The organism is Hydrogenophaga sp. (assembly GCF_026125785.1).
Lineage (GTDB): Bacteria > Pseudomonadota > Gammaproteobacteria > Burkholderiales > Burkholderiaceae_C > Hydrogenophaga.
Genome location: NZ_JAHCKL010000025.1, coordinates 29973 through 45520 on the forward strand (window position 1 = coordinate 29973; position 15548 = coordinate 45520).

Annotated in this window: 13 protein-coding genes and 1 pseudogene; 6 read left to right on the forward strand and 8 right to left on the reverse strand. The window is 69.0% G+C overall.

Translation table 11 applies throughout. The features are described 5' to 3' along the window. Nucleotides 1-48: 48 nt before the first annotated feature. Nucleotides 49-3156 carry an error-prone DNA polymerase gene (locus KIT53_RS17845; protein ID WP_297755507.1) on the forward strand — a complete coding sequence of 1036 codons (3108 nt, stop codon included), beginning with the start codon at nucleotides 49-51 and terminating at the stop codon, nucleotides 3154-3156. Nucleotides 3157-3949: 793 nt separating this feature from the next. On the opposite strand, the gene KIT53_RS17850 is transcribed toward KIT53_RS17845, so the two are convergent. Together KIT53_RS17850 and KIT53_RS17855 are read right to left on the reverse strand one after the other, a co-directional pair. Then, the gene (locus KIT53_RS17850) at nucleotides 3950-4222 is read right to left on the reverse strand and encodes a hypothetical protein (protein ID WP_297755509.1); all 273 of its coding nucleotides are present in this window, start codon (nucleotides 4220-4222) and stop codon (nucleotides 3950-3952) included. After that, complete coding sequence (locus KIT53_RS17855) at nucleotides 4219-4779, reverse strand: NYN domain-containing protein (RefSeq protein WP_297755512.1); 561 nt, start codon at nucleotides 4777-4779, stop codon at nucleotides 4219-4221. The genes KIT53_RS17850 and KIT53_RS17855 overlap by 4 nt, the downstream gene beginning before the upstream one ends. A gap of 390 nt (nucleotides 4780-5169) precedes the next feature. Here KIT53_RS17855 and KIT53_RS17860 point away from each other — a divergent pair. Continuing rightward, nucleotides 5170-6051 (forward strand): annotated as a pseudogene (locus tag KIT53_RS17860) (WYL domain-containing protein); the annotation flags it as partial. A gap of 114 nt (nucleotides 6052-6165) precedes the next feature. On the opposite strand, the gene KIT53_RS17865 reads toward KIT53_RS17860, so the two are convergent. The 5 genes from KIT53_RS17865 to KIT53_RS17885 all read right to left on the reverse strand — a co-directional run bounded on the left by KIT53_RS17865 (nucleotide 6166) and on the right by KIT53_RS17885 (nucleotide 11054). Further along, on the reverse strand, nucleotides 6166-6669 hold the full coding sequence (locus tag KIT53_RS17865) for an EVE domain-containing protein (protein ID WP_297755579.1): 504 nt from the start codon (nucleotides 6667-6669) through the stop codon (nucleotides 6166-6168). A gap of 40 nt (nucleotides 6670-6709) precedes the next feature. Further along, nucleotides 6710-7939 (reverse strand): Fic family protein, encoded by a 1230-nt coding sequence (locus KIT53_RS17870; RefSeq protein WP_297755515.1) that lies wholly within the window; start codon nucleotides 7937-7939, stop codon nucleotides 6710-6712. A gap of 109 nt (nucleotides 7940-8048) precedes the next feature. Further along, nucleotides 8049-9347, reverse strand: a complete 1299-nt coding sequence (locus KIT53_RS17875; RefSeq protein WP_297755517.1) for an NAD(P)/FAD-dependent oxidoreductase — start codon at nucleotides 9345-9347, stop codon at nucleotides 8049-8051. Nucleotides 9348-9393: 46 nt separating this feature from the next. Beyond that, nucleotides 9394-10221 carry a methyltransferase domain-containing protein gene (locus KIT53_RS17880; RefSeq protein WP_297755520.1) on the reverse strand — a complete coding sequence of 276 codons (828 nt, stop codon included), beginning with the start codon at nucleotides 10219-10221 and terminating at the stop codon, nucleotides 9394-9396. 14 nt (nucleotides 10222-10235) lie between these two features. Beyond that, nucleotides 10236-11054 carry a class I SAM-dependent methyltransferase gene (locus tag KIT53_RS17885; RefSeq protein ID WP_297755523.1) on the reverse strand — a complete coding sequence of 273 codons (819 nt, stop codon included), beginning with the start codon at nucleotides 11052-11054 and terminating at the stop codon, nucleotides 10236-10238. A gap of 251 nt (nucleotides 11055-11305) precedes the next feature. Between KIT53_RS17885 and KIT53_RS17890 the strand changes: the two genes are divergently transcribed. Genes KIT53_RS17890 through KIT53_RS17900 form a run of 3 tightly spaced genes read left to right on the forward strand, consistent with a single transcriptional unit; the run spans nucleotide 11306 to nucleotide 13320 of the window. After that, nucleotides 11306-11836: an OsmC family protein gene (locus KIT53_RS17890; RefSeq protein ID WP_297755526.1), complete on the forward strand. Its 531-nt coding sequence runs from the start codon at nucleotides 11306-11308 to the stop codon at nucleotides 11834-11836. Nucleotides 11837-11849: 13 nt separating this feature from the next. Next, on the forward strand, nucleotides 11850-12839 hold the full coding sequence (locus KIT53_RS17895; RefSeq protein WP_297755529.1) for an AraC family transcriptional regulator: 990 nt from the start codon (nucleotides 11850-11852) through the stop codon (nucleotides 12837-12839). A 52-nt stretch (nucleotides 12840-12891) separates the two neighbouring features. Beyond that, complete coding sequence (locus KIT53_RS17900) at nucleotides 12892-13320, forward strand: nucleoside deaminase (protein WP_297755532.1); 429 nt, start codon at nucleotides 12892-12894, stop codon at nucleotides 13318-13320. Between the two features lie 15 nt (nucleotides 13321-13335). On the opposite strand, the gene hpnC is transcribed toward KIT53_RS17900, so the two are convergent. Next, nucleotides 13336-14268, reverse strand: coding sequence for a squalene synthase HpnC (gene hpnC, locus KIT53_RS17905; protein ID WP_297755535.1), 933 nt, complete (start codon nucleotides 14266-14268; stop codon nucleotides 13336-13338). A gap of 162 nt (nucleotides 14269-14430) precedes the next feature. Between hpnC and KIT53_RS17910 the strand changes: the two genes are divergently transcribed. Continuing rightward, a complete protein-coding gene (locus KIT53_RS17910) occupies nucleotides 14431-15543 on the forward strand; it encodes an efflux RND transporter periplasmic adaptor subunit (protein WP_297755537.1) in 1113 nt (370 codons plus the stop codon). Nucleotides 15544-15548: the final 5 nt, after the last annotated feature.

The following is a 15548-nucleotide window of genomic DNA, read 5'->3' on the forward strand; positions in this document are numbered from 1 at the left end:
CATCCCCAGCCCCCAACAAGAAAGAAAGAGACCCACAGAGGGCGCCCCATGACCCCGACCCCCACGCTCCCCGACTACGCCGAACTGCGCTGCCTCTCCAACTTCAGCTTCCTGCTCGGCGCCAGCCACCCGCACGAGTTGGTCCAACGGGCCAAGGCGTTGGGCTACAGCGCGCTGGCCATGGTGGACGAATGTTCGCTGGCCGGTGTGGTGCGCGCCCATGTGGCCGCGAAGGAGCACGGCCTCAAGCTGCTGGTGGGCAGCCAGTTCCAGGTGCGGTGCGAGGCGGCGGCGCCGTTCACGCTGGTCGTGCTGGCCTGCAACCTGAACGGCTACGGCAACCTGTGCGAATTCATCACCGGCCTGCGCCGCGGCGCACCCAAGGGCACATACCACCTGAGGCGGGAAGCCATCCGCGCCGAGGCCCTGGCCGACTGCGTGGTGATCGCCGTGCCCGAACACGCTTGCGAGCAGGACCAGGCGGACGCCGTCGCCCGCTGGCTGCTGCAACACTTCATGGGCCGCTGCTGGCTGGGCGCGGAGCAACTGCGCCGCTTCGGCGACGAGATGCACCTGCACCGCCTGCGCCAGAGCAGCGCCCTCACGGCGGTGCCGCTGGTGGCCGTGGGCGACGTGCGCATGCACCTGCGTTCGCGCAAGCCGCTGCACGACGTGCTCACCGCCACGCGCATCGGCAAACCGCTCACCGAATGCGGCTTCGCGCTGGCGCCCAGTGCCGAACAGCGCTTGCGCCTGCGCACCACGCTGGCCAACCTCTACCCCGCCGACCTGCTGGCCGAGACCCTGGTGGTGGCCGGGCGCTGCACCTTCTCGCTCGACGAACTGCGCTACCAGTACCCCAGCGAGGTGATCCCCGAAGGCGAGACACCCACGGCCTACCTGCGCCGCCTGACGGAAGAGGGCGCGCGCAGGCGCTGGCCCCAAGGCACGCCAGAGACCTTTGCGCGGCAGATCGAACACGAGCTCGGCCTGATCGCCGACATGGCGTACGAGCACTACTTCCTGACGGTGTACGACATCGTCGCCTTCGCACGCTCCCAAGACATCCTCTGCCAGGGGCGCGGCTCGGCGGCCAACAGCGTGGTCTGCTACTGCCTGGGCATCACCGAAGTGGACCCGGCGCGGGCCACCGTGCTGTTCGAGCGCTTCATCTCCAAAGAGCGCAACGAGCCACCCGACATCGACGTGGACTTCGAGCACGAGCGGCGCGAGGAAGTGATCCAGTACCTCTACGGCAAATACGGGCGTGAGCGCGCCGCGCTCACCGCCGCCGTCATCAGCTACCGCCCACGCAGCGCCCTGCGCGACGTGGGCAAGGCCCTGGGCTTTGCCGACGGTGCGCTGGCGGTGCTGGCCAAGCAGTCGCGCTGGTGGGACGGGCACGCCATCGCGCCCGAACGGCTGCGCGAAGCCGGGCTCGACCCCGAGAGCCTGCAGGTGCGCCAGTTGCTCGAACTCACCGACACGCTCATGGGCTTCCCGCGCCACCTCTCGCAGCACACGGGCGGCTTCGTGCTCACACAGTTGCCGCTCTCGCGCCTGGTGCCGATCGAGAACGCCACCATGCAGGACCGCACCGTCATCGAATGGGACAAGGACGACCTCGACGCGGTCGGCCTGCTCAAGGTGGACGTGCTTGCGCTGGGCATGTTGACGGCCCTGCGCAAGGCCATGGCACTCATCAGCCAGAAACAGGGCCGCCCCTTCACCATGCAGGACGCACGGGAAGGCGACACCCCCACCTACGACATGATCTGCGCCGCCGACACCGTGGGTGTGTTCCAGATCGAGAGCCGCGCCCAGATGAGCATGCTGCCGCGCCTGCGGCCACGCTGCTACTACGACCTCGTGATCGAAGTGGCGCTGGTGCGGCCCGGTCCCATACAGGGCGGCGCGGTGCACCCCTACCTGGACCGGCGGCAAGGCAAGGTGCCGGTCAGCTACCCCGGCCCGGAACTGAAGCAGGCCCTGGGACGCACCCTGGGCGTGCCCATCTTCCAGGAACAGTGCATGCAGATCGCCGTGCTGGCCGCCGGCTTCACCCCCGGCGAAGCCGACGGCCTGCGCCGCGCCATGGCCGCCTGGCGGCGCACCGGCAACCTGCACAAGTACGAGGAACGCCTGGTCAACGGCATGACCGACCGCGGCTACGCGCGCGAGTTCGCGCAGAGCGTGTTCGAACAGATCAAGGGCTTCTCCAGCTACGGCTTCCCCGAGAGCCACGCCGCCAGCTTCGCGCTGCTGGTCTACGTCAGCGCCTGGATCAAATGCCACCACCCGGCCGAATTCCTGGTCGCCCTGCTCAACAGCCAGCCCATGGGCTTCTACACCCCCAGCCAACTCGTGCAGGACGCCCAGCGCCACGGCGTGGCCGTGCGGCCCGTGGACGTGCTGCACAGCGAATGGGACAGCACCACGACCTCCGACGGCGCCGTTCGCCTGGGCCTGCACCTCGTCAAAGGCCTGCGCCAGGCAGCCGCGCATCGCATCACGGCCGCGCGCCAACAGCAGCCACCCCTGCACAGCGCGCAAGAGCTCGCCCGCCGCGCCAGCCTCGACCAGGCGCAGATGACCTCGCTCGCCGCCGCCGATGCCCTCATGGGCCTCAGCGGCCACCGCCGCCAACAGGTGTGGGACGCCGCCGCGCTGCAGACCCCGCCCGCGCTGCTCAAAGGCGTGCCGGTGGACGAAGCACCGCAGGCCCTGCCCGAAGCACCCGAAGGCGAAGCCATCGTGTGGGACTACGCCAGCACCGGCCTCACGCTGCGCCGCCACCCGCTGGCCCTGCTGCGCGCCGAACTGGCGCAACGCCGGCTCATGAGCGCCGCCCAACTCCGCGACGCTCCCAACGGCCGCCTGGTGCGCCATTGCGGCATCGTCACCCTGCGCCAGCAACCCGGCACCTCGTCAGGCGTGGTGTTCGTCAGCCTCGAAGACGAGACCGGCGTGGTGCAGGTCATCGTCTGGCGCCACCTGCGCGAACGCCAGCGCGCCGTGCTGGCCAACGCACGCCTGCTGGCCGTGCGCGGCGTGTGGCAGCGCGAAGGCAACGCCACCAACCTCATCGCCGGCCACCTGGAAGACCTCACGCCGCTGCTCAATGGGCTGTCCACGGTGAGCCGGGATTTTCATTGAGGTGGGACGGTTCCGGCTGAGCCGCTCCGTCCGGGTTGGGCGCCCTTCGTTCGAGCCATCCCCCCCTCCGTTCGGGCCACCCCCCTCCGTTCGGGCTGAGCCTGTCGAAGCCCTCATGCGCAGTGCCTATGGAAGCCCTTCGACAGGCTCAGGGCGAACGGGGAGCATGCGCACCTCCCCTCATTGGGGAAGAACTCCCTTCGTTTGGGACGACCCCTCCGTCCGGTCATCCCCATCCGTTCGAGCAGGCCCCTCCGTTCGAGCTAACCCTTTCCGTTCCGGCCATCCCCCCTCCGTTCGGGCTGAGCCTGTCGAAGCCCTCATGCGCTGTGAGCCTATGGAAGCCCTTCGACAGGCTCAGGGCGAACGGGGAGCATGCGCACCTCCCCTCATTGGGGAAGAACTCCCTTCGTTTGAGTCGACCCCTCCGTCCGGGTCATCCCGCCTCCGTTCGGGCAGGCCCCCGCCGTTCGGGCAGCCCCTTCCGTGCGAGCTAACCCCTCCGTCCATGCCACCCCCTCCCGTTCAGGTAGGCCCCTCCGTCCGGACCACCCCCTCCGTTCGGGCTGAGCCTGTCGAAGCCCTCATGCGCTGTGAGCCTATGGAAGCCTTTCGACAGGCTCAGGGCGAACGGGGAGCATGCGCTCCGCCCCTCATCGGGGAAGAACTCCCTCCGTTTGGGACGACCCCTCCGTCCGGACCACCCTCCCTCCGTCCGGTCATCCCGCCTCCGTTCGAGCCACCCCTCTCCGTCCATGCCACCCCCCCGTTCGGGCTGAGCTTGTCGAAGCCCTCATGCACTGAGCCTATGGAGGCCCTTCGACAGACTCAGGGCGAACGGGGACCATGCGCTCCACCCCTCATTGACCGTCTCGGTCACGATGTCCACGCCCGGCACCAGGCGCGAAGAAATCTCCACCGAAGGCGGTTGCGCCCACGCGCTGCCGTGGCCACCCATGCCGCTGCCGCCAACGACGGCGACGAGCAGAAGCTTGGCAACCGCCCGCAATGCGGCCCGGGCCCGGTGGCATCTGAGTGCACTCTTCAGCATCATCACCTTCTTCATGTGTGCACCCCTGAACAATGTCCGGTCAGCACACCGTCGGATCCTGGCCCGGGCCCGCATGCCTCGGCCGGCGGCGACGGGTCGTCCAGAAACGTGAACGCATCGCACGCCGCCACAAAAGGCGCTGGCGTGTACCGCTGGCCAAAGCCATAGACCCGCAGGCCTTCCTCCTGAATGCGCCGCGCCAGCGCCGTGTAGTCGCTGTCGGAAGACACGATGCACATGCCATCCACCTTGCGCGCATACAGCAGGTCCATCGCATCCACGATCAGCACCGAGTCCGTCGCGTTCTTGCTGCGCACATGGCGGAACTGCTGGTAAGGCCGGATCGACAGCGTCTGCAGCAACTTCTTCCAGGGCGCGAGCTGCGTGGTGGTCCAGTCGCCATACGCGCGGCACACCGTGGGCCGGCCATACGCCCGCACCTGCGCCATCACCTGCGGCGCCTGCGCGGCGTGCGCGTTCTCGGCATCGATCAACACCGCCAGCCGGGGTGTGGGCATGTGGTGTTGCTGCTCTTCCTGTTGTTGCTGATGCTGCTGTGGGTACTGCTGCATGCATGGCCTCCCTGTCGCTTGGAACACCACCGCCACGCGGGTGAGGGTGGCGGTGGCCCGAAAGGGTTGGCGTACCGAGATTTGAAATCAAAACCGGCGAGACCGAAGTCTCCCCATCCGGGCCACCATAAACGGAAGCACAGACAAGAAAGAGATCGCTGCAACGCAATCGTTGCAGCGATCTCATCGATTTCAAATCTTCAGGACGCCAATCCCGGCCGCACTGTTTGTACGGCGAAAGAAGTATAGAAGAGGCGGGACGGGCTCATGGTCAGCGACATGAATGACGTTTTGCGTTGAACACGTAAGCGTAGTCGTGTAACGTCTCACCGCAGCCTGCAAAGCAAGATGAGCTTGCGGGAAAAATGATCGAGAGGCAGGGAGGGAAAATTGAACAAGAGGGACAGGCTTCACCACCTGATCTCGCTCCTGCGCAAAAGAAGAAGCGTCACCCTGGCGTTTCTTCAAGAAGAAACAGGAGCGTCCAGAGCAACCTTGATGCGCGACCTCTCCTGGTTGCGAGACAAGTTGGGGCATCCGATTCATTGGGACAGCGGATGCCAAGCCTATCGCTGGAGACCTGCAACGGGGGACCACGATGCTCCCCAAGAGCTGGCCGGGCTTTGGTTCAAGCCCAGCGAGGTTCTGGCACTTCTTACGCTGCAATCTTTGATCAGGGATGTGCAGCCTGGTGACTTTCTGCACCAGCAGCTCGAACCCCTTGAGCAGAGGTTGCAGCTCATTCTTCGCAACGAAGGTGTGCCGGATGCATCCGAGCAATTGATCAGGCGTGTACGCATCATCGGCATGGGGAAACGTGCTGTTCATCCGGCAAGCTTTGAGGCCGTTGGTGCAGCGCTGGTGGGGAGAAAGCGGCTGATCTTCAGGTATCTGGCGAGAGGTTCGGGTCGCCAAAGCCTGCGCACAGTCTCACCCCAGCGGCTGGTTTACTACCGCAGCAACTGGCTGTTGGATGCGTGGTGCCATCAGCGCGACGAGTTGCGCAGCTTCAGTGTCGACAACATCAGCCAGCCACGCATCGAAGCCGCGCCGGCCATTGACGTGCCCGAGGACGAGCTGGACCTGACGCTGGGGAGTGGGTACGGAATTTTTAGCGGCAAGGAGGTGCAGTGGGCCACGCTGCGCTTCACTCCCGAGCGTGCGCGCTGGGTCGCGGCTGAGCAGTGGCACCCGGCGCAGAAGGGCGAGTGGGACAGCGAAGGCCACTGGCTGCTGCAGATCCCCTACAGCGACGACCGCGAGTTGGTGATGGACATCCTGCGGCAGACACTCGCCCAAGCCGCCGCGTTGCTGAGCACTCGTCAAAAAACTTGCATCCATGCCTTTCGTGCATGGCATAACCCAACCCACTGTGCGTCCCCACCGCTATCCACCCATCAACTTCCGCCCAATCACCTCCCACTCCTCCGCACTCACCGGCGTGATGGACAACCGGTTTCCGCGCTTGAGCACCACCATGTCTTTCAGCTCCGGTGTGTCGCGCAGTTCGAGCAGGCCCATGAGCCTGGTTTTCTGGAGGGCCTGCACGTCCAGCAGCAGCCAGCGTGGGGCATCGGGCTTGGAGGCGGGGTCGTGGTAGGGGGACTGGGGGTCGAACTGGGTGGGGTCGGGGCGGGTGCCGGAGGCTATGCGGGCTATGCCGGCGATGCCGGGTTCGGGGCAACTGGAGTGGTAGAAGAGCACGCCGTCGCCGAGGCGCATGGCGTCGCGCATGAAGTTGCGGGCCTGGTAGTTGCGTACGCCGGTCCAGGGCACGGTGGCGTTGGGGGCGGCCAGCGCGTCGTCGATGGAGCATTCGTCGGGCTCTGATTTCATCAGCCAGTACTGCGGTGGGTGCTGTTGCTGCTGCAGCTGCTGTTTCCGAGGCATGCGGTTCTCCTGGTTTCTCGCGGGCGGCCGGGCGGCGTGTTCAGTATGGCTGTGCTTCAGCTTCTGGCCACAACCTGGGGAAGTAGAAGCGCAGTGCATGCTGGGGCACGCCCAGCCGCAGTTTGCCGTGGGGCGAGTCGGATTCGAGCAGGCCGCGTTTGAGTAGGGCGCTTACCTGGGCGCTGGCCAGGCGCTCGCCCATGCCCAGCATGGCTTTGAAGTCGGCGCGCTCCAGTTCGCCCTGTGTGGCAAAAAGGTAGTGCAGGGCGCGCAGCGCCTCGGTGCGCACGCCCTGGCGCACCACCTGTTCTTCGTAGGTGAGGCAGGCCGCCATGCGGTTTTTCATGCCGTCGAGCGCGAGCGCTTCGGTCATGAAGCGGACCTGGTCTTGGCAGGTGACCAGCACGTAGGCTACCCATTGCTCCAGGCCGCGTTCGGTGAGGTTGCCCCGGCCGTCCAGGTCGCCGGCACGCGGTTCGTCGGCGGCGGCGAGGAGGGCGTCATACCGCTCCTGGCTGCGTGCGAAGCCGCGCAAGGGTGACCACAGGCCGTTGGTGAGCCCGAGGTGGCCCAGTACCAGGTGGCTGTGCAGCCGGGCTACGCGGCCGTTGCCGTCTCGAAAAGGGTGGATCCAGGCCAGGCGGTGATGCGCGGCGGCCATGGCGAGCACTTGCAATTCGCCGCGCCGCACGGCGCCATACACCTCGGACCAGCGGCGCAGGAAGGCCCCCAGGTGTTCGGCCGCGGGCGCCGCGTGCCGGCCAACGCTCACCTGCCGCTGGCGCAACGCGCCAGGTTGCAGGTGCTCCGGGGGATCGGTGTCGGGAATGCGCAGGTCGTCTGCGGGCAGGCGGGCAAAGAGGTCCTGGTGAATGTCTTGCACGGTCTGGGGGGCCCAGACCTGGGCCGTGTCCCAGGATGGCCAGAGTTCTTCCAGCCGGGCTTCGGTGGCCATGTGGGCCAGCGCCAGCCGCTGGCGGCGGGCTTTGTCGGCGTCTCGGGCATAGTCGTTGCGCAGGGCCTGTTCAATTTCCAGCGGCAGGGTGTGCTGGCCTTCGATCTTGTTGGAGTAGTAGGAGTTCATGGCCCGCAGCAGCCGGCGCAGGCCTGCCAGGGCGCCGGGTTGGCACAGGCCGGCCAGGCGGTCGGCCTGGCGGATCAGGTCGCTGGCCTGCTCCAGAAGAGGGCCCTGGCGGTGTAGGCCCGGCAGCAGCAGATCCATCTGCGAAGGGTCGTCGTAGAGCTGAAATTTTTGCGACTTTGAATCCATGGCTAACTATATGTCAGACATGGATTTTTTTGAAATTCTTCGCAATTTTCTGCGACTTTGTCTGCCGCTTCCTGTGCGGCGTTCCGTGTGGCCTGGAACCGCATCCCCCTCAATGCAGCTTCACCAGCGGCGTGGCGCGTTTCACTAGGAAGCGTGCCACCGCGAGCACGCCGGTGCGCAGGGTGCCCAGCACGGCCTGGTGGTGCATCAGGTGCAGGCTGACGTACATGGTGCGGGCGAGCATGCCTTGCACGTACCAGGTGGAACGGAAGAGGTTGCCCATGAGGTTGCCCACGGATGTCTGGGTGCCCACGGAGACGAGCGAGCCGTGGTCTTTGTAGACGTAGCCGTGGCGCGGGGCGGGGCGGTCCATGGCCAGGCGCAGCAGGGCGCCGTGCAGGTAGCTGGCCTGCTGGTGCGCGGCCTGGGCGCGCGGGGGCACCCAGCCGCCGCTGGCGGTGGGGCAGGCGGCGCAGTCGCCCAGGGCGTGGATGTGTGGCTGGCCTTTGACGAGCAGGCGGTCGTCCACCTCCAGTTGGCCGGCGCGGTTGGTGGGCAGGCCGAGTGTGGCCAGCATGTCGGGGGCCTTGATGCCGGCGGCCCAGACCACGAGGTCGGCGGGGAAGGCGCGGCCGGTGGCGTCTTCCACCTGGGTGGGGGTGATGCGGGCCACGCGGCAGTCGGTTTCTATGGCCACGTGCCGCTCCTTGAGCAGGGCGGCGGCGGCGGTGGAGACTTTTTCGGGCAGCGGTGCCAGGATGCGCGCGGCGCCTTCCAGCAGGGTGATCTGCACGTCGCGCTGCGGGTCCAGCCGTCGAAAGCCGTAGCGCGAGTGCACCACGCTGGCTTCGCGCAGTTCGGCGGCCAGTTCCACGCCGGTGGCGCCGCCGCCGATGATGACGACGCGCACCTGGCCTTCGCCGCCGGCGCTCTTGCGCAGTTCAGCGGCGGTGAGCAGCTTGAGCATGCGCAGGCGGAAGTGCTCGGCGTCGGCCGGTCGGTTGAGCGAGAGCGTGTGTTCGGCGGCGCCGGGCACGTTGTAGTGGTTGGCGGTGCTGCCCACGGCGATCACGAGTTCGTCAAAGGGCAGGGTGCGCGCGGGGATGAGTTCTTCGCCGTTTTCGTCGTGCACGGGCGCCACCTGCAGGGTGCGCGCCTGGGCGTCCAGGCCGGTCATGGCACCCAGGCAGAAGGTGAAGCGGTTGTCGTGCGCCAGCATTTCGTACGACAGGCCTTCCTGGTGGATGTCCAGCGTGCCGGCGGCCACCTCGTGCAGGGAGGGTTTCCAGATGTGGAAGAGCTGCTGGTCGACCAGGGTGACCTGTTCGGCGCCGAGTTCGCGCCCGAGTTTGCAGGCCAGTTCCAGGCCGCCTGCGCCGCCGCCAACGATCACGATGCGTAGTTTCATGGGCTGTTGTCCGTCTTGCCTGCATGCCAAGGGTGCAGGACGGACTTTACCCCGCGTGTGGTGCGCGTCCGGTGACGATGACGAACTCTGCCGGTACGGCGTAGCGTGGGCCGCTGCGCCAGGGCGCGAGGGCTTGCAGGTAGCGGCTGCTGGCGCGTTCGCGGGCGGCCGCGTCCATGCGGGCCCAGGCCAGCGCAACGGGGCCGCCGGCAAAGGCGGCCTGGCAGGCTTCTTCGCCGTTGGCGTAACGCAGGGTGGCGCGCATGCGGTAGGCCTGCACGCCGGTGAGGCCGGCCTGGGTGCACAGGCGCGCCAAGGTGTCGGCCTGGCCAAGGCGGAAGAACAGCGGGCAGACTTCGCTGGCCACTTCGTCGTCGACGATGGGGAACAGGGCGGCCCAGGCGCAGTGCGCGCGCTCGCCCCAGACGGCGAAGCCGGCGCGCCCCCCCGGGCGCAGCACGCGGACGGCTTCTTGCAGGGCGCGTTCGGGTTCGGGCAGGTACATCAGGCCGAAGGCGCAGAGCACGGCGTCGAAGCTGGCCGCGTCCAGCGCCAGTTGTTCGGCGTCCATGCGCAGCAGGTGCAGGTGGGTCAGTTGCCGGGCCTGCGCGCGCTGCTGCGCGGCCTGCACCATGCGCTCGGAGATGTCGATGCCCAGCACGTGGCCGCCGGGGCCCACGGCGCGGGCGGCCTGCAGGGCCATCAGGCCGGTGCCGCAGGCCACGTCCAGCACGTGTTCACCGTGTGCCGGCGCCAGGCGCGCCAGCAGTTCGGCCTGCGGCGCGGCCAGTTGCGCCTGCCACAGGGTTTCGTAGCTGTCGGCGGCCAGGTCCCAGCCGTAGCGTTGCACGCGCCGTTGCAGGCGGGCGTCCATGCGGGGCTCCAGGGTCAGCGGCGGGTGATGACGACTTCCAGGTACTCGCTGGGCACCACCAGGGAGGCGGTGCCGGCGGTGTTGAGGCGTTCCAGCAGTTCGGTGAGGTCGTGCTCCAGTGCCTGGGCCTTGTCGGTGGGCAGGGCGGCAAAGGCCTTGTGCACGGGGCCGTACCAGGTGCGGAAGATGTCGATGAAGTGCGCGGCCGAGCGGTAGCGGAAGTTGAAGATGCGCGGCGTGGCGTCGATGCGGGCGGCGGTGTCGCCAAAGAGTTTCTGCAGGTGGGCTTCCACTCCCCAGAGCGACGGGGGCTGCAGGCCGGCGGGCGGCGGCAGGTGGCGCCCCAGGGTCTTGAACAACTGGCCGATGAAGCCCTCGGGCGTCCAGTTGGCCATGCCGATGCGTCCGCCGGGGCGGCACACACGGGCCATCTCGGCGGCCGAGCGCGGCTGGTCGGGCGCGAACATCACGCCGAAGGTGGAGAGCACGGCGTCGAAGCTGGCATCCTGGAAGGGCAGTTCCTCCACGTCGGCTTCCTGGAAGCGCACGTTGCCGTCCAGGCGTTCGGCTTTCGCGCGTTCGGCGCCGCGTGCGAGCAGGCTGCCCACGTAGTCGGTGGAGGTGACCTGGCAGCCGCGCCGCGCGGCGGCCAGGGTGGCGTTGCCGTTGCCGGCGGCCACGTCGAGCACGCGCTCGTCCCAGCACAGGTCGCAGGCTTCGGCCAGCGACTCGCCGACGATTTGCAGGGTGGTGCCGATGACGGCGTAATCGCCGCTGGCCCAGGCGATCTGCTGGCGGGACTTGATGGCGACGAGGTCGTGGTTGGCGTTCATGTGGGGTCTCCTGAAAGGTGGTTGATGGGGGCCGGAGCGGGCTGCGGCCGGCCTGTTGCGCAGTGGACCCCGCAGGCCCCCGGCCTGTCCTGCCCGCGCGGCGCCCGTGCCTGCCCCAGCGTCCGGCGTGGGGGCCGCGCGTGGCGCGGGCTGCCTGGGCGTCCTGAAATGCTGACCGCGCGTCTGGAGGCGTGCCGAGGCGCGGTGGGCGCTTCCATAATGCTTCGCGCCCCTCGTGCAAGGAGACCACCGTGACGCCCCATGACGCCATTGCAGCCGCCCTCGAACGTGTGCAGTCTGTGCTGCGGCGCAAGCCCGAGGTGGGTCTGCACGACGATGCGCCCGCCACCGCCCGCTGGCAGGGCGGCACGCGCATGACGGTGCACCACGCCAATGGCACCGCGCTGCCGACCGACATGCCCGCGGAACTGGGCGGCACGGGTGACCAGGTGACGCCAGGCTGGTTGTTTCGCGCGGGCCTGTCGTCCTGCGCGGCCACGTCCATCCTGCTGCAGGCGGTGCAGAGTGGCGTGGCCCTCACGCGGCTGGAGGTGCGGGCCACCAGCCGCTCCGACACACGCGGCCTGCTCGGCATGGCGGACGCGGACGGCCAGCCGGTGCCGGCCGGCCCTTGCGGCGTAACGCTGGAGGTGAGCTTGGCGGCAGACGGGGGTGTGCCGCCCGAGCGCCTGCGCGCGCTGGTGCACGGGGCGCTGGGCCATTCGCCCGTGCCGTGCGCGGTGCGCGTGGCCACGCCGATGGACCTGCGCATAGAGGCCTGAGCGGACCGCCGCCATGGATGCGCTGTCCCAGACCCTGCGCGTGGTGCAACTGGTGGGGGCCATCTTCATCCAGGGGCGCTTCACCGCGCCCTGGTGCTACCAGTCGCCACGCGCCGACGACGCGGCCCCGCTGCTGGAGCCTGGCGCGGAGCGCGTGGTGATCTTTCACCTCATCACCGAGGGCGAGTGCGTGGTGGAGCTGGATGGCCAGCCGCCGTTGCGCCTGGTGGCGGGCGACGTGGTGGTGTTTCCGCACGGCGACGCGCACCGCATGGCGTCCGAGGCCGGCATGGCGCCTGCGGCTCCCACGGCGTTGGCGCAGTTGCTGCAGCGCCGCCCGCGCCAGATCAGCTACGGCGGCGGTGGCGCCACCACGCGGCTGCTGTGCGGCTACCTGGCCTGCGAGGCCCGGCTGGCGCGCATGCTGCTCACCGGCCTGCCGCCGGTGCTGCGCGTGAATGTGCGCGGGGCCGAAGCCGGCATCTGGCTGGAGGCTTCGGTGCGCTATGCGCTGGCCGAGGCGCGCTCACCCAGGCCCGGCGGCGAGGGTGTGCTGTCCAAGCTGTCCGAGGTGCTGTTCATCGAGGTGCTGCGGCTCTACATCAATGGCCAGAGCGAGGGCCGCACCGGCTGGCTGGCGGGCGTGGGCGACCGCATCGTGGGGGCGGCGCTCAACGCGCTGCACCAGCGGCCCGCACACGCCTGGACGCTGGAAGAGCTGGCCCGTGTGGCAGGCACGTCCCGCTCGGTGCTGGCCGAGCGCTTCCAGCATCTGGTGGGCAGTTCGCCCATCCAGTACCTCACGCAATGGCGCATGGTGCTGGCGGCCAATCTGCTGTGCCGCAGCAAGGCGCCGCTGGCGCGCATAGCCGAAGACGTGGGTTACCAGACCGACACCGCTTTCATCCGCGCCTTCTGGCGCGAGTACGGCGTGCCGCCCGCCACCTGGCGGCGCAGCCGCGCGGCCGCGCAGGCCAAGGCGCTGGTCCACAATGGCCCCTGAAGTCGCCACCGCCGGTGGCGCCACGCAGCGAAGGAACCCCATGGACCCGTTCATGCAAGCCGCCATCGACGAAGCCCGCCTCGGCCGCGAGGAAGGGGGCATCCCCATCGGCTCGGTCATCGTGCACCAGGGCCGCATCATCGGGCGCGGGCACAACCGGCGCGTGCAGCAAGGCAGTGCCATCCTGCATGGCGAGATGGACGCCTTCGAGAACGCCGGACGCCAGAGCGCGCAGGTCTACAAGGAGTCGGTGATCTACACCACGCTCTCGCCGTGCCCCATGTGCAGCGGCGCCATTGCGCTTTACGGCATTCCCAGGGTGGTGGTGGGCGAGAACCAGACCTTCATGGGCGAAGAGGACTGGCTGCGCAGCCGCGGTGTGGAGGTGGAGGTGCTGCAGGACGCCACCTGCGTGGCCCTGATGCGCGACTTCATCGCCGCCGAGCCGGCGCTGTGGAACGAGGATATCGGCGAGCCTTGAACGGACTGGGCCTGTTCACATCCACAACGCGCGCCAGGCCAGGCGGGGCAGGTCGGCGCGGCTGAGCTTGACGCGTGTCTGCCAACTGCGGTGCTGCTGCGCCGCGATGGCGTCGAGCACGGCCAGGCCGCCTTGCACCACCAGCCGCAGTTCCCAGCCGGCGCGCCCGGGCACGCGCAGGGCGAGCGGCGCGCCCTGCAGCATCAGGCCGCGCGCGTAGGCACAGAGTTCTGCCACCACGGCCTGCTGGCGGCCGATGCCTGCCGGGCTGTCGGGGTGACCGGATGCGGCGGGCAGGAAGTCCTCCACCTGGGCGCCATGGCGGCGCAGCACGTCGGCCGGCAGGTAGCAGCGCTGGCGCGGCAAGTCCACGCTCAGGTCCTGCCAGAAGTTGATGAGCTGCAGGGCGCTGCAGATCTGGTCGCTCTGCTGCAGCGCAACCTCGTCGCGCACACCATACAGGTGCAGCAGCAGCCGGCCCACCGGGTTGGCCGAGAGGCGGCAGTAGGCCAGCAGTTCGGCCATGTCGGCGCAGCGGTGGGCGTTGGCGGTGTGGCGCACGTCTTGCTCGAACGCGCTGATCAGGTCGTGCAGCGGCTCCGGGGGCAGGGCGTGGCGGCGCGCGGCCAGCGCCAGCGGCCCGAAGACCTGGGGCCAGCGCCGCGAAGGCGCGGACGCGGAGGCGGGTTGCAGGCTCTGCGCCAGGTCTTCCCGGTAGGCGGCGAGGTCGGCGAGGCGGACCTCGGCCGTGGCGTCGCCCTCGTCGGCGATGTCGTCCGCCGTGCGGGCGAAGTGGTAGATGGCGGCCACCGCCGGGCGCAGGTGCGCGGGGCAGAGCCAGGAGGCCACGGGGAAGTTCTCGTAGTGGCCGACCGCGCCACCCAGCGGTGCAGGTCCCTGGCCGGAGGTGCCGGGCGCGGCCTGAGGGGTGGGTGGAGGAGGGGTCATGACGGCGATCCTGGAGATCCGTGGAAAAAAGGAGAGGAATTTACACTACAATTTTGATTACTAACCGGTCAGTCATTAACGGTCTGACCACACAGGCCATCCGTCGGCGCCCCCGGGCGCTGGCGGTTCCTCCACCCGCCATCCAGAGTGAGCCCATCCGCCATGAGAACACCTGTTGTTGTCGCCGTCGTGTCCGCCGCTGCATTGCTCGCGGCGTGCTCGCGCCCTGCTGCGGCGCCCGAGCCCATCCGTTCCGTCAAGCTGCTCACCGTGGGTGCGTCTGGCGTGAGTGCGCGCACCGAATACGCGGGCGAGGTGCGCGCCCGCACCGAGTCGCGTCTGGGTTTCCGGGTGGGCGGCAAGCTGGTGCAGCGCCCGGCGGAGGTGGGGCAGCGCGTGAAGCCAGGCCAGTTGCTGGCGCAGCTCGACGCGCAGGACCTGGCGCTCTCCAGCCAGGCCGCGCAGGCGCAGGTGAGCGCGGCCCAGACCCAGCGCGACCTGGCGGCGGCCGACCTGCGGCGCTACCAGGATCTGCTGTCCCAGGGTTTCGTGAGCGGCGCGGAGATCGAGCGGCGCCAGGCCACCCTGCAGTCGGCCGAGGCGGCACTGCGGCAGGCCCGCGCACAGAGCGAGGTGCAGGGCAACCAGGCCGGCTACGCCCGGCTGGTCGCCGATGGCGCGGGCGTGGTGGTGGCAGTGGACGCCGAGGTGGGGCAGGTGGTGGCCGCCGGTTCACCGGTGGTGCGGCTGGCCCGCGATGGCGCGCGCGATGTGGTGATCTCCGTGCCGGAAGACCGGCTGGCGCAGTTCCGCCCGGGTCTGGATGCCCAGGTGCGGCTGTGGGCCGCGACGGCCAATGGCAGCGGTGCGACGCTGAATGCGCAGGTGCGCGAGGTGGCGGCCAGCGCCGACCCGGCGACGCGCACTTACCAGGTCAAGCTCTCGCTGCCGGACGGTGCCGCCGCGCCGCTGGGCGCCACGGCCTATGTCTCCCTGCCGGTGGCGACGCAGGCGCAGGCGGCGGGCGTGATCAAGCTGCCCACCAGCGCACTCATGCGTTCGGGCGAGGGCGACCGCAGTGGCTCGGCGGTGTGGGTGTACGACGCGGCCGCCGGCACGGTGCAGCCGCGCGCGGTGGTGGTGGCCGCCGCCGATGGCAATGAGATGGTGATTGCCTCCGGCCTGAAGCCGGGCGAGGAGGTGGTGGCCGCAGGGGTGCATGTGCTGGCACCGGGCCAGAAGGTGACCCGCTTCGCCGGCACCACCACGCAGTGAGCGCC

Excerpts from the sequence above, each read along its gene's own strand:
- KIT53_RS17870 (WP_297755515.1), bottom strand. The coding sequence starts at position 7,939 with ATGGATTCAAAGTCGCAAAAATTTCAGCTCTACGACGACCCTTCGCAG.
- KIT53_RS17900 (WP_297755532.1), top strand. The coding sequence starts at position 12,892 with ATGCAAGCCGCCATCGACGAAGCCCGCCTCGGCCGCGAGGAAGGGGGC.
- KIT53_RS17910 (WP_297755537.1), top strand. The coding sequence starts at position 14,431 with ATGAGAACACCTGTTGTTGTCGCCGTCGTGTCCGCCGCTGCATTGCTC.
- KIT53_RS17855 (WP_297755512.1), bottom strand. The coding sequence starts at position 4,779 with ATGCAGCAGTACCCACAGCAGCATCAGCAACAACAGGAAGAGCAGCAA.
- KIT53_RS17865 (WP_297755579.1), bottom strand. The coding sequence starts at position 6,669 with ATGCCTCGGAAACAGCAGCTGCAGCAGCAACAGCACCCACCGCAGTAC.
- KIT53_RS17850 (WP_297755509.1), bottom strand. The coding sequence starts at position 4,222 with ATGAAGAAGGTGATGATGCTGAAGAGTGCACTCAGATGCCACCGGGCC.
- KIT53_RS17845 (WP_297755507.1), top strand. The coding sequence starts at position 49 with ATGACCCCGACCCCCACGCTCCCCGACTACGCCGAACTGCGCTGCCTC.
- hpnC (WP_297755535.1), bottom strand. The coding sequence starts at position 14,268 with ATGACCCCTCCTCCACCCACCCCTCAGGCCGCGCCCGGCACCTCCGGC.
- KIT53_RS17885 (WP_297755523.1), bottom strand. The coding sequence starts at position 11,054 with ATGAACGCCAACCACGACCTCGTCGCCATCAAGTCCCGCCAGCAGATC.
- KIT53_RS17895 (WP_297755529.1), top strand. The coding sequence starts at position 11,850 with ATGGATGCGCTGTCCCAGACCCTGCGCGTGGTGCAACTGGTGGGGGCC.
- KIT53_RS17880 (WP_297755520.1), bottom strand. The coding sequence starts at position 10,221 with ATGGACGCCCGCCTGCAACGGCGCGTGCAACGCTACGGCTGGGACCTG.
- KIT53_RS17875 (WP_297755517.1), bottom strand. The coding sequence starts at position 9,347 with ATGAAACTACGCATCGTGATCGTTGGCGGCGGCGCAGGCGGCCTGGAA.